This is a genomic window from Desmonostoc muscorum LEGE 12446, assembly GCF_015207005.2.
GTDB lineage: Bacteria > Cyanobacteriota > Cyanobacteriia > Cyanobacteriales > Nostocaceae > Nostoc > Nostoc muscorum.
Genome location: NZ_JADEXS020000001.1, coordinates 7,948,489 through 7,962,902 on the forward strand (window position 1 = coordinate 7,948,489; position 14,414 = coordinate 7,962,902).

Below are 14,414 nucleotides of genomic sequence, written 5' to 3' on the forward strand. Positions count from 1 at the left end.
AACTCTATTAGTGTTGATGATAAAGTTGAAATTCTTCGGCTACATCAGTAGCGATACTTTGTCGTAAATCAAAAGGAAGCAAGACTTCGCATCTAGGACGCCACGCACGCAGGCGCATCATTATGCCATTATCTTGATGACGATAATAAACTTGGTAGTAAGCGTCTTGAGGAGAACGATTTACTAATACTTTTAATAACGCTTGTTGGTGTTGTACGTGGGTAATTTCACGACGAATCAAACGCTGTGCTTGTTGGTAAGTGATGGCTTTAAAAGTCTTGTGGCGGATGGTATTTTGAATGTAACGTTCATTATAATCACCGTCAAATCTTAGCAACATCAGTCGTGAGGGAAAGTAGAAATCAAACCCCCAAGCATTAGCCATTTCCTGAGCAATATAATCTGGACTTAGCAAAGATGGTTGTTGATGACGCTCTTGCAAATGTTGGGGAATCTCGACATCATTCCATTCTAAAGATGTGATTTCTTGAATCCGATCAAGGCGAAAATTATACCAGTCAGTTTTGCGATCGGGACTTTCGCCATAAGCACAGAGGTAAACTGCTCTTTGCATGTAATAAATGCAAACTGGATAAACGATACATGTAACAACATTTCGTGTCCTGGCGCTGTCATAAGTGATTTTAATTGGCGGTACTGGGGTCTTTGTCCAAATCTGTCTTAACTCGTATTGCCAATCATCAACTAAATCGAGAGTAGTAGGAGGAATCACATAATCTAATCCGATAAAAAAGCGCTGAATACCGTTGATTTGTTGGGAATGATTTTGCGCGATCGCCACTAAATCTTCATGCAGGAAGTTCAATTCATAAGCACTCAATTTGCTAGGATAAATTTCATCTTTAGACGTAACTGGGCGTGGCGGAAACTCGCTGATACGGTAATATTTTTCATTTTTATATACCACCCAACCCAACTTTGCTAAAATTTCTAAATCGCCTTGCAAAGAACGACGAGTTACACCAAACAATCTTTGGTTTAATATTTCGTTCAACTTAAATTCTGTGATACCAGTGTAAGTAAGCAATAATTCTTGCCATTGATGAGAAACAATTTCTGTTTTTTCATTGAACAACCATTGGGCTGTTGTTTTGACACAAGGACAATGAGAGTCATGTATCTGAGGAATTTCTTCTCCTTTTGGATGTGTAGCACTGAAGAATGCATTCCGCCAGTCTACATAAGAGAAAGAATTTTCTGAAATTACACGCTCTTGATTGTCACCATAAAGCGATCGCAACCACACCCACAACCGAATCCCCCGCCCCAAGTTTTGTTTGAGCGAACCGCGTGCTAACCACTGCAACAGCTCAACGTGTGGAACATCTTGAAAAACTAGTTTAGACACCAGCCAAATCTCGATAAATATAACTTTCTTTAAGATACAGCGTATTGGAAGAAGTATCTTCCAAGTGCGTGTATGATGTACCCATGAAATAAGGCCAAGGGTAATGAGTACTTACAAAATCGAGCTAAAAGACGGAATTCTCCGGATAAATTTTGGTGAACCTGCTCAAAATGACCAGATTGTGCGTGATGCAGCAGCCCGGTTGGAGGAAATGGCCGCATCAGATGAACTAGGAGGAGGGCAATTACTTAAGATTAACGGGCCGATTTCTATCCCTGTAGCATTTGTTTTAGCACATAAACTTGCTCACATTTACGGAGCAGTCGGTTTTTATGATCCTAAGTTAGCTAAGTATGTGATTTGTATCACACACAATCCATCGTATAAACTGGGAGACTTAATTGATTGATATTTGATGAAGAAGAATTCAGGAGTCAGAATTCAGGAGTCAGGAGTCAGGAGTCAGAATAGGCTCTCTGCCTAACTTTGAAAGGTAGATATCTACTTGATTAACTTGAAATCTGCTGTATAAAAAGATGGGTGTAGATACCAAGAAATTATATGACAACGTATCACATCAGGCTAGAAGGCGACGTTTTGAGAGTTGGGTTTGGTGCAACACTTGCCACAGGCGATCGCATTGTGCGAGATGCAGCAGCGCAGTTGGATGCAATGATAGCTTTAGGTGAACTTCCTGGTGGTTCCCTGATTAAAATTAATGGACGCATATCGGTACTGGTTAGTCAAGTATTAGCTGATAAATTATCTCAATTGTATGAAGCGATCGCTGTTTTTGACCCCAAGATCGGCGATAAAGGGTTGGATAGGTATGTGATCACCATCAGCAAACACCCTGAGTATAAAGTAGGGGATATTTTGGATATAGTGCGATCGCCACAACAATCCAGTATCAAAGTTGTCCTGTGTGGGTTTGCGAATACCGGAAAGACTTGCTTGCGGGATGGTTTAAAACAGGCGCTATTGCAGATTTCCCATGCACCAGAGTCTTATTTTATCTCTGGTTGTCCAGATGGTGATGGTTCTTGGTATGGGGAAACTGCACGGCGTGATTTGGATTTGGCGAAAAAGTTAAAAGATGAATATAAGGCTAAATTTACACCAGAGTTTGCACAACTGAAAGCGCAGGAAGTCAGGGGTATCAATACACCAATATTTATATTTGATGTGGGTGGAAGAATATCTGAGGAGAACCGCTTGATTATGTCCGAAGCGACTCATGCAGTGATTTTGGTAAAAGATGAAGCTGAGATTGAACCTTGGCAAGGATTTTGTCAGTGTCTGGGTTTGCAAGTGGTGGCAATTATTTACAGTGATTATGAAGGTGTAAGTGATGCGATTTCGGGGGAAACGCCGATTCTTTTAGGAAATGTTCATCGGTTGCAGCGTGGGGAGGATGTTTCTAGTCGTCCGATGGTGCAAGCATTGGCGCGGGTTTTGGTGGGTTTAAATTGAGGTAAAGTAAAAATGGATAAGATGAGTTCTGTTAGTGTAGCGATCGCTTGGTGTTTGGCTTGGGGTGATAAGAAAAAACCTCAACATGATTTGTCTGTGTTACAAAAGATGCACCAAGCATTGAAAAATGGGGAACAAGTTGCAGAGGAATTTCAGGCGTTAGTTGATGCAGTAAAGCAATTAGATAATTTACTATTTCCCAAAACTGTAGACGAATTAGAAAACTTAACTAAACAGTATCCGATTCTTTGGGAATCAAAAATTGGCTTAATTTATGGTGGTGCAACCAAAATAAAACAATATGTTTTTGAAGAATCTAAACTACCAGATATTCGGGGCGCTTCTGGACTCTTAGATAGAATTAACTTAGTTGATTTACCTGCTTTTTTTAATGTAATTCCTGAATCACGACACAACTACAATATCCAATGTGGGGAAGTTAGAAGATGGCTGAATGAAAATTTTTATAATAAACCCAATTTATCAGATGCTTTAATTCCTGAACTTATTATTTACTCAACTGGTGGCAATATTCTTGCTTTTTGTCCTGCGGCTTTTGTAGATGATATAGCTAATGCTATAGAAAAAGTTTATACCAAAGAAACCTTAACTGCTAATTCTTGTGCAGTTGGAGAAACTTTTAGACTCTTAGAAATTCGCTTGGGTTTGCTTAAAGATAATATTGCAGACACATTTTGGCTAGAAAAATATCAAAAAGAATATAAAAATAGTATTGTTGAGGCGTGTTTTGGAAAAGTTGATGATTCAACAAAAATTAAAGATACATTTGAAAAGCATAAAAGTTTTAATGAACTAACCACAAAATTAGCAATTCGTTTTAATCAGCGTCGCAGTGGCAATAAAATTCCAAATCGTCTCATTCGTTGCTATCCACCAATGTTTGAAACTCATCCTTACCTGAGAAGACATGAAGGTGATAAACGTTCTGCTATTGCTCATATAAATCAACTAACGGGACAACCTTATCTCTCTGAAACTTTAATCTATAAACGCAGAATAGGCGATAGAGCAAAAACTGGTATTTCTGAAACACCTAAATGGTATCAAGATATTGGACTAGAATGGGAAGCCGGAATAATCGAAAGTTGGCTTGATAAATTTGAGGATTTTTTGATAAAAAACACAGAACAATTTGATAAATATTATGGAAATAACAATACAAAAGAAATTAAAATCTCCCAATCTTTAACTCAGTTGGGCAAAGTAAGTAATGGCTATGTTGCTTACATATATGCAGATGGTAATAATATGGGTGGTTTTATTCAAAACATCGGCACTCCTGAAGGATATCAAGAATTTAGCCAAGATATAGAAAATGCTACAAAATATGCTGTTTATCAAGCTTTGGCATACAATCTGCATCCTCGTGAAATCAAAGGTATCAGTGAACCAGAATCAAAGATTCAAGATGGTGATTTAATTCATCCGTTTGAAATTATCACGATTGGCGGTGATGACATTTTATTGATAGTACCAGCAGATAGAGCTTTACAAATTGCTAAGATGATTGGTGAGCAATTTGAAGAGATACTTTTGAAAGCAGTCACAATATCAGGCGTAAAAATAAAAGGCAAATATCAGGTAGAAAATAATCTAGCTGGCTCTAAAAAATTCCATCGGTGTTATGAAAAAATATCAGAACATGACCAATGTAAATTGAGTATGTCTAGCGGTGTATTGATTACTGCTTATAATACACCTATTTACTATGCAGAAGATTTAACAAACCAGTTGATGAAATCTGCTAAAAAATCTGCTAAAACCTTAAAAGAAAATGGCTATTATGGTGGTACAGTAGATTTCTTTACCATGAAATCAGTCACCATGATTTCATCAAGTATCGAAGAATTTCGTCAACAAGCTTTAACGATTGAGAATAGAGGCGCAAAACTGAAGCTGTACGCTGCACCTTATACACTACCAGAATTAGATAAATTTTTGAAATCTATTCACGCATTGCGAAAAGCTGAATTTCCCAAATCACAACTCTATCAAATTCGGAGCTTTTTAGAACGAGGTAAGCGAACAGCAAGTTTAAATTATTACTATTTTCGTCATCGACTTAAAAAAGGACAATCAGCACTTAAAACCGATTTTGAAAATATATGGTGTCAGGCAAAAACTAATGAAGGTTACATAGCACCTTGGATGTACGATATTGAAGGAAAAATGTATGAAACTATCTGGCGAGAAATGGTAGATGTATACGATTTAATAGAATTTTCAGATGCGGAATCTCCACAACTATCATCTATGGAGACTGCGCTATGATAAAACTTCAAGATTTATCCAACTCTAACACAGTAGAGACTTATACAATTACTGCTGTAATTGACTCAGCGTTATGTGTAGGTGCAGGAGGTTCTTCTGGTTCTTTAGCAGATAAACCAATTGTCCGTAACTCAGAACGTAACTTACTAATTCCTGGTTCACAGATTAAAGGTAGAGTACGTCATGAATGCGAAAAATTGCTGCGAGGTTTAAAATGGGAAATTTCTGAATCTCCCAATGCAGGAAGAATGGTTATTCGTAGAGATAATGCACCTGCTAAATTTCAACGAGATGAATACAAAGTTCCCGGATATGAACATACATACCACTGTTTAATTAGTCAAGTTTTTGGCGATCCAATTTTACCTTCACGGGTAATTTTTGATGATTTGGTTTGTACAGAAGAACCAGAAAATTTACCAGAAGTTTTACGTCCTGGTGTCACAATTAATCGCCGTCGCTGCATTGCAGAAGAGAAAAAACTTTATTTTCTAGAAACTTCACCTGTGAATGCAAAACTTCAGTTTCAAGGAGAGATACACATTCAAGCAAGTCTCACACCTGAAAGACCTGATTATGCAAAAGTATTAATTTTGGCAGGTTTGCGACAAATTTATGCCTTGGGTGGAAGTAAGTCGGCTGGTTTAGGTTGGCTGCATTGGGAATTAGAAGAATTACAAAGTCGATTAAAAAATGTTGATATTGATGAAATTTTGCAGTTTTTAGCAAAAGGAGAGATCAGGTGAAACGTATTGAATTAGAAATTAAGGCATTATCTCCTTTAGCAATTTCTCGACAAAAACCAGGTGGTTCTATAAGTGAATGTGAAGATTATATTCCTGGTAGTGTAATTCGTGGAGCGATCGCAAGTCAAATTCTCAAACAATCAGGTAAGCAGTTTGATAATCTGAGTAACGATGGTGGCGATTTTCAGGAATTATTTTTAAGTGATACTCCTGCCATTTTTCAAAATGCTTATCCATCAATAAAAATTAAAGGTAAGCTGATTCCCAAAGGGAGAATTGAAGAAATTAAAGTCTTACCTGCAACAGCACTCAGTTCTAAAAATAAATCTGGGTTTAAAACAGAAAAGAAAAATGGCGTATTTGACAGTTTGATTGACCGTTTTTGTGCAGAACATTATGGATTTAGTTATGAACCAAATTGCCCAGAAGAGAAAGGTGGAAGAGTTGAGCCATACACAGGTTTTTATAGTAAATATAATGCTAAATATTATAGTTTAAATCTTACAAAACGCTTATTGACACGAGTTGGTATAAACCGAAAACTTGCAACTTCAGAAGAAGATATTTTATACAGTATTCAAGTAATTAACGAATCTCAAACAAGCAAGAAAAATGAAAAGCCTGTAATTTTCAAATCTGCAATTATCATTTCAGATAATAAAATTTTAGAAAAACTACAGCAATTCATTAATATTAATGGCTGTAATTTTCGTTTAGGTGGGTCAACTTCACGTGGTTTAGGAAAAGTTGAAATTAGGGCGGAAGAATTAGAAATTAAACATAGTATAAAAGAAAAAATAGACACATTTACGAATCAACTACAAGTACGCTGGGATAAATGGTCTATTTTTGGCAACCCACTTCAAGAATTACCAAAAAATCGTACTTACTTTAGTTTAAATTTACAGTCTGATGCAATATTAACGGAAAAATGGCAACGTAGTACTGTAATTTCCACACAAATGCTGCAAAATTTTACAGATGTTAATGATGAATCTCTACAACTCGAAGCAGCCTATAGCAGTTATGATTACCGTTCAGGTTGGAATTCAGCTTGGGGATTGATGAAAGATATAGAATTAGTAACAAATAAAGGAGCAGTATATTTATTTAGTACCAAACAACCACAAATTTGGTATGCAGCTTTAGCAGAATTAGAATTTAAAGGTGTTGGAGAACGTACTTGCGAAGGTTTTGGTCAAATTGAAGTTTGTAATGATTTCCATTTTGTATTTCGTGAGGAAGCGGTATGAGTAATTTTTTAGAACAACAGAAACAACTTAAGATTCAAACTGGAATTCGTAAAGTAGAAGATGAAATTGTTGATGCGATTGAACAAGCCTTAAAAGATAAAAATTCATATGGAGACTTAGAAGAGTCCCAATTTCGGAATTTAGTGCGTGTAGCAGATACTACAGAAAGTATCGCGGTAATTAAAAATTTTTTACTTTACCAAGTAGGCCGAGATAAGAAATGGGGTAGAGGTCAAAATTCATTAGCCCAAAGAATTATTAATGATATCGATGACAAAATTCACAATCTTGCTGAAAAAATTCAAATTGATGCAGAAGCTAATCAAGATGATTTCAAGCTTATTCGGATAGAATTAACTCGCCGCTACTTAGGTTATGGTGCACGTTATCTGGTTTATAAAAACAAAGGTGAATTTTAACTTTTTCGTCAATTGTCTTAAGGAGAATTACTTATGTATCGTAAGCCAAAACTGGTGATTTCTACTGTAGGTACAAGTTTACTTACTAATCAAGTTTATAAATTTTTAGAAGATGATATCGAACATTGGTTAACTAGACTAGAAGATGCAGCTAACTATACTGATGATGAAATCAAACGTTATGAAGATATTTGGCAAACTGTCCAAGATTTGGAAGAAGTCGCCAGAAATATACTTAATAGTAATAATATTAGGGATGTTCGTAAAGCTAGCGCGGAATTAAACGGCATTTATGAATTGTATACAAATAAAAATGAGGAAGATAAATTAGACCATCACTATTTAATAACTGAAGCTAAATTAGACCATCACTATTTAATAACTACAGAGACTGCACAAGGTAAAATAACTGCAAATTTAGTTAAAGAATATTTGACTAATAAAGTCGAATATGTAGATATTTATACACCAGATCAACTTTCAACTGCAAGCACTAAAAATTTTCAGCAAGGAATTGATAACCTCATTGATTGGGTTCACCGCAAAGCAAAAAATGATTATTACAATTACGATATTTACTTCAATTTAGTAGGCGGTTTTAAGGCTTTACAAGGATGTATGAATACAATCGGTATGTTTTATGCCGATAAAATTATTTATGTTTTTGAAGGCAAATACTCAAAATTAATCACAATACCTCGTCTACCCATAAATGTAGATACAAATAAACTGAAAGACCACGCAGTTACCTTAGCTTTACTTGATGCTGGCGCTGGCTTTTCACCAGATAAAACTGCAACTGTTCCAGAAGCATTGGTCGCAGAAAAAGATGGGACAATGAATATTTCTAACTGGGGAAAACTTATTTGGAAACAGTGTGAACATGATTTTTTAATCCAAGAATTATTGGATTTTCCTAGAATCGATTATCAAAGCTCTTTCAGAGGAGATTATAAAAAAATTACTGATTTAAATGATAGATTTTTACTACAAAAAACCATTGCTAAAGTTTCAAGATGGCTTGAAGAATCTAATGGGGATACTAGGGCTGTCGCCAAACAGGTTGAGTATTATCCATATAAAGGAGCAAAAGATAAACAAGGAGTAGACCATTTTTATGTAGGTAAACAGTTCCGAGTGAGTTGCCAAAAACGCGGTGATATATTAATGCTGCGACATTATGGAACTCATAAATATGTAGAAGGAAAAGAAACCACGTAATTGAAGCCAATAACTATGTTTGACACATTCAAAAATCGCCTAGAAATCACAGGTAAACTCACCACAATCACAGCATTACGCATCAGTGCTGGACGTTCTAGTGAACCAATTGGCTCAGATTTACCCGTAATAAAAGATGCATTAGGTCATCCATTAATACCTGGTTCTAGCTTTAAAGGTGCAATGCGATCGCGCCTCGAAAGTTTCCTTAGAGGTATTGTAGGAAATAATCGCAAACTCGTGGCAAATCCAGCCATTGAAGATGAATGGTCAATTACATCCCAGGAAATGAAGCAGTTAAAAGATGCTTACGATGATGACCAAGCTTTGACAAGGGAAATTATCAACCAAACTGATCTACCATCTCACCTCTTTGGTTCACCCTGGATTGCTAGCAAATTCCAAGTCAGAGATTTAACTGTAGTCCCTGATACCTGGTTTGGACAATACCAAGAAAGAGACGGTGTAGCCATAGACAGAGACACTGAAACAGCCGCAGATGGAAAACTCTACGACTTCCAGGTAGTTCCAGCGGCGACACAGTTTGAGTTTAAAGCTGTAGTCGAAAATGCAGAACCTTGGGAACTGGGACTGTTGATGATTGGCTTACACCAATTTGAAACTGAACAAATACCTCTGGGTGGAGGGCGATCGCGTGGCTTGGGTGTCGTTAAACTAGAAATTGACAAGATGTACTGGCTTGATGTCAACAACAAGCCAGAAAAATTACTCACATACCTCCAAGAATTGGTAAATAGCAATCCAGGTGAGAAACTACCAAGCTATCAAGATGTTAAAGAGTTAAGTTTGAAGCAAGATTGGACGAACTCGCTGATCAATCATTTAAGAGAAAATAAAGCTAAGACTTATACAACCGAAGCAACACAAAATTCTTGAGGAGGTTAATATGGCTTTCAGCAGTTTCAAAACTATCGGTGAAGTCCTCAAAGCATTTCAAGTCACCTATACTGAAGCAAATTTTATCAGCGAACTTGCTTTTAGAGTTTCTGACTATTTCCGTGAAGATTTAGAACTAATGATGCGGGATGCAGTTGTTGATAATTCGGAATTCGCTATCTGCGAAAATCTGATTTATCCCGTCATCAAAGAAATTTGGAAAACCTATCGTCATCATTTTATTCTCTGGAGTCATCAATCATTAAATTATGATGAAAAATTATCAGGTTTTCCTGAATATATCTTAGCTAAACGCTCACCATTAGGAAAATTTGTCTTTGACAAGCCATACTTCATTTTAGTAGAAGCAAAGCAAGATAACTTTGAAACAGGTTGGGCGCAATGTTTAGCAGAAATGATTGCAGCACAAAGATTAAATGGAGAATATCAAATAGTAATTTTTGGTATTGTTTCTAATGGCGATCGCTGGCAATTTGGCAAGCTAGAAGGCGAAATATTTACCAGAAATAGCACTTACTATACCATCCAAGAAATCGATAAATTATTTGCTGCTGTGAATTTTGTATTTCAACAATGTGAATTACAACTGAATAATTTAGTTGCAGCCTAACAAATTACCTGAAATAAATACATCCATGCACAAAAGACTTGTAAACCATTGCACTATTGATTTAAGCATCATCCCAGATGGGCCAATTCTGATTAAATCGGGACGTGAAGGTGCAGACCCTACAAATCCTGATATGGAATTTGTCAGAACTTTTCATCGGGATGGTTGGTCAATTTATTTACCTGGAAGCAGCTTAAAAGGTGCGATTCGCGCCCATGCTGAAAGAATTGTCCGCACTGTTGGCGGTGATAATAATACCAAAAAACTCTGGGCTAGTGACCCGATGAAAGGTGATTACTTAGGTAAAAATTTAGCAAGTCACGAAATTTATCAACAATCTTCATTTACTGACCAAATTTTTGGTAATACCTCAATTGCAAGTCGCATTCGCATTGAAGATGCACATCCAGTTAATCTGACAGAATTGAAATTAGAAGAACGTAACGGTGTCGCCATTGACCGAGTATTTGGTTCTGTTGCAGTTGGCCCTTTCAATTATCAAGTTTGCACTGCGGGAGAATTTAGTACTAAAATTCACCTCAAAAATTTTACATTGGCGCAACTTGGTTTAATTGGTTTGGTACTGCGTGATTTAAATGATGGTTGGTTTGGGTTAGGTTTTGCAAAATCACGCGGTTTAGGTACGGTTCGAGTTCAATACAATAGCGCAGTTGTCCAGTATCCAGGATGTCAATTTGACTCTGAAACCAGAAAAATTCGCCAACTGGGACATTCACAGGAATGGGACTCAACTTTTCTACTGGGAGTAGGAGAGTTTTTATCCCAACAAGAAGCAGGAAAATATGGTTTTTCTAAACCAGATAATCAAGATTCTCCAATTCGTGCAGAGTCTATGGAATTAGATTTTGGTGTTCAACTTAAATGGGAAGGTGACACAGAATCTGGTGTAAAAGATTTATTTATGCGTTCAGTTCGTGCATGGAGTAAGGAGGTTTAAGCTGCATGAAAGAAGAATTTATTCTGGGGTATGTATATCATAAGCAATTGGTAGCACATGATGAACTAAGTACTTTAATTAGTCACCCCTCTAACTCGCAAAGTTATTATTTTTTGCGTTATTCTCATGCTGTAAGTGGAATTTGTAGGAAATTGCCTGATGAAAGAGGAGAAATTGAAGGACAGCTATTTAATTCGATATATGAAATTAGATGGAAAAAATACAAGTCAGGATATGAAGTTTTAATCCTCAGTAAAGAAGAATTTCAATTAGTAGGCTTTGACAAATTAACTGGTGATTGGAAAATTTGCGATCGCAATGCTTATTGGCATAACCCAGAAGAAACAAGATTTCCTAAAGGTTTCACTTTTAAAGGTGAAAATAATCAACCTATCAAGCCTGAAAGTATATCAGTAAAACAAAGATATTTCCAAGATTCTGCTACTGCAACTATTCATTTTGTCGCCTTAACGGTTAACGAAAATGACTAACACACCAAAACCTAAACCGCGAAAACCAGTACCTTCTCAGCCTCCATCCCGTGATGACTCTGGGGGAAGTAGCACACAAAAACCATATAAATTTGTTTCTTTTCCACAAGAACGCCCACGCTTAGAACATCCTGCTGGACACGATAAATTTGATAAAAATCGCCTGCACGGAACTTTGTTTTTAACACTTAAAGTGCAAACATCACTTCATGTTTCTACTGGTGTTGTTGTCCTTGGTAGCGATATTGCAACTCGTGTACCTTTAATTAAAACAATGGTACAAGGGCTTGATAAACATCTTCTAATTCAAGGAAGTTCTCTTAAAGGTTGCGTTCGTTCTGTATATGAAGCCATTACAAATAGTACCCTTGCAGTAGTCACTTCAAGATATCGGGATAAAATACCAAGCGAAAGATTACCATGTCGAAATAAGCAACAATTATGTCCTGCTAGTCAAGTATTTGGGGCTTTAGATTGGCAGGGATTAATTGAGTTTAATGATACGAAGTGTGAAAATATAGGTTTTAATACAGGGTTTATGCCTTCATTATATCGTCCCCGTCCTGAACCTGGCAGTGCATATTTTGACACCAGAGGAAAGGTTTCTGGACGTAAATTTTATTATCATACAATTCGTGCCATTGAGAAAGGCCAAAATCAAGGAATTGCAGTTCAACAAGCTGCAAAAGAATACACTTTTACTACTCAATTACAGTTTAAAAACCTGAAACCTGAAGAATTAGGAACACTCTTTGTTGTGCTGGGACAAGATTCTAATTATCCCATAGCTTTAAAAGTTGGTGGTGGTAAACCGATTGGGATGGGAACCATGACTGTAGAAGTCACCCAAGCGAGGATATTGCAAAATTTTGAGGATTTGCGATCGCACTACTCCACTTACACCCCCAATAACAATCATTTTCTCACAGAAGAAACACTACAAAAATTTATCGCCGCCCAAATTAAAACAGCACATTCCCGACTTATTCAACTTCCCCAACTCCAACAACTCGCTGAAGTTCTACGCTACCCAACCGACCGCGAACCACCAGAAGGAATGTATTAATGTTGACTACAGAATCTTTAACAGAAGCCGAATCTCAACTTGCTCACAATTTAGCGATAACTTTGGTTAAAGAGGACACAGATGTTAATGAAGTAGGAAAAGTTATTGCATATCTGCGTAGCATTGTAGAGCAACCAGACGCAGGACGACGATTTTTTACCTATCTTAAAACTTTAGTTACTAATGGTAGGCAAATTGGACACAGTGGCCGAACCACAGACTACTATCGCAATATCGAACGTGCGTGTAATCAGTACTTACAAAACCAACAAGCAAACGCTCAGACGATGTTAAAAATTTTAGGCTGGGCGGTGCGTTTGATGCGGTATTACAAAGTTAGTCCCATTGAGGAAATATCTATTTCTCAAAGTACAGAATTTGAACAAATTTCTGAACGTCAAGTGGAAATTGCGATCGTTTTTCAATCACAAAAGTTTGAAATTGATCAAGTTTTAGACGCTACCGTACTTGGTGTTAAGGGCAATAAGGTAACCTATGAGATGCTGGGAGCTATTAAGCTCACTGAGAAAGAACCTAGAAAAGCAGCCTCTTTAAAGGAAGGACAGGTAGTAAAAGTGAAAATTAGCGCCCTCAAGGATGATGGAAGTATTAAAAGTGTCAGATTTACTGAGTGATTTTCTGGATTTTTGTTATTTATTACTTAGAATAGGATATGTAGTTTGATCACTAACCAAGTTATTTCCGTATGGCTAAACACAACCGTGGTAAACCCCTAACACGAGACATAAATCTCAACTGTAAAGGTATAGATACCTACATAAATGATATGAAGACTTCATCCGCACGCCAAGAAACACTAAATACCAAAGTGAATAAAAAGCGCCCTCAGAAACAAAAGTCTTGGGAAAATCCTCGTTTCCACTGTAAAAAACTACAGAAGATTTACGAGACTGGAGAAGGTTATCATAAATACACAGTAGCTGTTGTTGAGAACTTTTTTGAGAAGATGCAAATACTCGAGATGGTGAGCAACAAGTCGGATTTGTACCAATATAAGAATCTGGGGTTTCACAAGCTGGAAGAAGGAAAACGCAAGGGACACTATGCTGTATGGCTTACTGGCAATTGGCGGTTGATTATGAAGATTGAAGAGGACGAAGTTAGCAAGTATCTTTTGATTATCGAGATTGTTGACTATCATCACTAGAAATTACCTCAGATAGTTTTTAGTCTTGATTAACTGTAGAGATGCTTCGCCAGTGTCTCTACAACCTAGAATAGAGGAGATGCACTACATATCCTACAGGAAATGAAACAATGCAACAGCGTTTAATACCAGTAAAAGCTTTTCCGCCAGGAAGAATTTTACAAAAAGAAATAGAAGCCAGAAACTGGACGGAAGCTAATTTAGTAGCAATAGATAAGGATTTACCTGAAATTATTTCAGCAATTGTTCAGGATAAGCGGCAGATTACACTTGAAATTGCTGAAAAACTAGCAGAAGCTTTTGGTACTTCTGTTCAATCTTGGATAAATTTAGAAAATAATTACCGATTATACCTTGCAAGAAAAGCTCTTGATTCTATTAAAAATCTATCTGAAATATGATATATTAAAATAATAAGTTCCTCGTAAGG

The 14,414-nt window shown here is 36.7% G+C and carries 16 protein-coding genes; 15 read left to right on the forward strand and 1 reads right to left on the reverse strand.

Annotated features, from left to right (window positions below; translation table 11 throughout):
* Window positions 1–7: 7 nt before the first annotated feature.
* Window positions 8–1,369: a TIGR03985 family CRISPR-associated protein gene (locus IQ276_RS32700; RefSeq protein WP_193916454.1), complete on the reverse strand. Its 1,362-nt coding sequence runs from the start codon at window positions 1,367–1,369 to the stop codon at window positions 8–10.
* Between the two features lie 103 nt (window positions 1,370–1,472).
* Here IQ276_RS32700 and IQ276_RS32705 point away from each other — a divergent pair, with 103 nt between their 5' ends.
* The 15 genes from IQ276_RS32705 (at window position 1,473) to IQ276_RS32775 (ending at window position 14,385) form a co-directional block, all read left to right on the forward strand.
* Window positions 1,473–1,778, forward strand: a complete 306-nt coding sequence (locus tag IQ276_RS32705; RefSeq protein ID WP_193916452.1) for a CRISPR-associated protein Csx3 — start codon at window positions 1,473–1,475, stop codon at window positions 1,776–1,778.
* A gap of 152 nt (window positions 1,779–1,930) precedes the next feature.
* A complete protein-coding gene (locus IQ276_RS32710) occupies window positions 1,931–2,842 on the forward strand; it encodes a CRISPR-associated protein Csx3 (RefSeq protein ID WP_193916449.1) in 912 nt (303 codons plus the stop codon).
* A gap of 12 nt (window positions 2,843–2,854) precedes the next feature.
* Window positions 2,855–5,134 (forward strand): type III-B CRISPR-associated protein Cas10/Cmr2, encoded by a 2,280-nt coding sequence (gene cas10, locus IQ276_RS32715; RefSeq protein WP_193916447.1) that lies wholly within the window; start codon window positions 2,855–2,857, stop codon window positions 5,132–5,134.
* The gene (locus IQ276_RS32720; protein ID WP_193916445.1) at window positions 5,131–5,880 is read left to right on the forward strand and encodes an RAMP superfamily CRISPR-associated protein; all 750 of its coding nucleotides are present in this window, start codon (window positions 5,131–5,133) and stop codon (window positions 5,878–5,880) included. The genes cas10 and IQ276_RS32720 overlap by 4 nt, the downstream gene beginning before the upstream one ends.
* Window positions 5,877–7,133 carry a type III-D CRISPR-associated RAMP protein Csx10 gene (gene csx10, locus IQ276_RS32725; RefSeq protein ID WP_235116169.1) on the forward strand — a complete coding sequence of 419 codons (1,257 nt, stop codon included), beginning with the start codon at window positions 5,877–5,879 and terminating at the stop codon, window positions 7,131–7,133. Before IQ276_RS32720 ends, csx10 begins: the two co-directional genes overlap by 4 nt.
* On the forward strand, window positions 7,130–7,552 hold the full coding sequence (locus tag IQ276_RS32730) for a hypothetical protein (RefSeq protein ID WP_193915696.1): 423 nt from the start codon (window positions 7,130–7,132) through the stop codon (window positions 7,550–7,552). Before csx10 ends, IQ276_RS32730 begins: the two co-directional genes overlap by 4 nt.
* A gap of 33 nt (window positions 7,553–7,585) precedes the next feature.
* Window positions 7,586–8,773 carry a putative CRISPR-associated protein gene (locus tag IQ276_RS32735; RefSeq protein ID WP_193915693.1) on the forward strand — a complete coding sequence of 396 codons (1,188 nt, stop codon included), beginning with the start codon at window positions 7,586–7,588 and terminating at the stop codon, window positions 8,771–8,773.
* A 15-nt stretch (window positions 8,774–8,788) separates the two neighbouring features.
* Window positions 8,789–9,670, forward strand: a complete 882-nt coding sequence (csx7, locus tag IQ276_RS32740; RefSeq protein ID WP_235116170.1) for a type III CRISPR-associated RAMP protein Csx7 — start codon at window positions 8,789–8,791, stop codon at window positions 9,668–9,670.
* Between the two features lie 10 nt (window positions 9,671–9,680).
* Complete coding sequence (locus IQ276_RS32745) at window positions 9,681–10,301, forward strand: hypothetical protein (RefSeq protein ID WP_193915687.1); 621 nt, start codon at window positions 9,681–9,683, stop codon at window positions 10,299–10,301.
* Between the two features lie 25 nt (window positions 10,302–10,326).
* Complete coding sequence (locus IQ276_RS32750; protein WP_193915684.1) at window positions 10,327–11,259, forward strand: RAMP superfamily CRISPR-associated protein; 933 nt, start codon at window positions 10,327–10,329, stop codon at window positions 11,257–11,259.
* A gap of 5 nt (window positions 11,260–11,264) precedes the next feature.
* On the forward strand, window positions 11,265–11,750 hold the full coding sequence (locus tag IQ276_RS32755; RefSeq protein WP_193915681.1) for a hypothetical protein: 486 nt from the start codon (window positions 11,265–11,267) through the stop codon (window positions 11,748–11,750).
* On the forward strand, window positions 11,743–12,816 hold the full coding sequence (locus tag IQ276_RS32760) for an RAMP superfamily CRISPR-associated protein (RefSeq protein ID WP_193915678.1): 1,074 nt from the start codon (window positions 11,743–11,745) through the stop codon (window positions 12,814–12,816). The genes IQ276_RS32755 and IQ276_RS32760 overlap by 8 nt, the downstream gene beginning before the upstream one ends.
* Window positions 12,816–13,451: a hypothetical protein gene (locus tag IQ276_RS32765; protein WP_193915675.1), complete on the forward strand. Its 636-nt coding sequence runs from the start codon at window positions 12,816–12,818 to the stop codon at window positions 13,449–13,451. The genes IQ276_RS32760 and IQ276_RS32765 overlap by 1 nt, the downstream gene beginning before the upstream one ends.
* A gap of 71 nt (window positions 13,452–13,522) precedes the next feature.
* Complete coding sequence (locus IQ276_RS32770; RefSeq protein WP_193915673.1) at window positions 13,523–13,984, forward strand: type II toxin-antitoxin system RelE/ParE family toxin; 462 nt, start codon at window positions 13,523–13,525, stop codon at window positions 13,982–13,984.
* 110 nt (window positions 13,985–14,094) lie between these two features.
* Entirely contained in the window at window positions 14,095–14,385 is a 291-nt protein-coding gene (locus tag IQ276_RS32775; protein ID WP_193915670.1) for a helix-turn-helix transcriptional regulator, read from the forward strand.
* The last annotated feature ends 29 nt before the right edge of the window (window positions 14,386–14,414 follow it).

Bases quoted from the DNA above. Each gene is read 5' to 3' on its own strand.
- IQ276_RS32705 (WP_193916452.1), top strand. From the start codon at position 1,473: ATGAGTACTTACAAAATCGAGCTAAAAGACGGAATTCTCCGGATAAAT.
- IQ276_RS32710 (WP_193916449.1), top strand. From the start codon at position 1,931: ATGACAACGTATCACATCAGGCTAGAAGGCGACGTTTTGAGAGTTGGG.
- cas10 (WP_193916447.1), top strand. From the start codon at position 2,855: ATGGATAAGATGAGTTCTGTTAGTGTAGCGATCGCTTGGTGTTTGGCT.
- IQ276_RS32720 (WP_193916445.1), top strand. From the start codon at position 5,131: ATGATAAAACTTCAAGATTTATCCAACTCTAACACAGTAGAGACTTAT.
- IQ276_RS32730 (WP_193915696.1), top strand. From the start codon at position 7,130: ATGAGTAATTTTTTAGAACAACAGAAACAACTTAAGATTCAAACTGGA.
- IQ276_RS32735 (WP_193915693.1), top strand. From the start codon at position 7,586: ATGTATCGTAAGCCAAAACTGGTGATTTCTACTGTAGGTACAAGTTTA.
- csx7 (WP_235116170.1), top strand. From the start codon at position 8,789: ATGTTTGACACATTCAAAAATCGCCTAGAAATCACAGGTAAACTCACC.
- IQ276_RS32745 (WP_193915687.1), top strand. From the start codon at position 9,681: ATGGCTTTCAGCAGTTTCAAAACTATCGGTGAAGTCCTCAAAGCATTT.
- IQ276_RS32750 (WP_193915684.1), top strand. From the start codon at position 10,327: ATGCACAAAAGACTTGTAAACCATTGCACTATTGATTTAAGCATCATC.
- IQ276_RS32755 (WP_193915681.1), top strand. From the start codon at position 11,265: ATGAAAGAAGAATTTATTCTGGGGTATGTATATCATAAGCAATTGGTA.
- IQ276_RS32760 (WP_193915678.1), top strand. From the start codon at position 11,743: ATGACTAACACACCAAAACCTAAACCGCGAAAACCAGTACCTTCTCAG.
- IQ276_RS32765 (WP_193915675.1), top strand. From the start codon at position 12,816: ATGTTGACTACAGAATCTTTAACAGAAGCCGAATCTCAACTTGCTCAC.
- IQ276_RS32770 (WP_193915673.1), top strand. From the start codon at position 13,523: ATGGCTAAACACAACCGTGGTAAACCCCTAACACGAGACATAAATCTC.
- IQ276_RS32775 (WP_193915670.1), top strand. From the start codon at position 14,095: ATGCAACAGCGTTTAATACCAGTAAAAGCTTTTCCGCCAGGAAGAATT.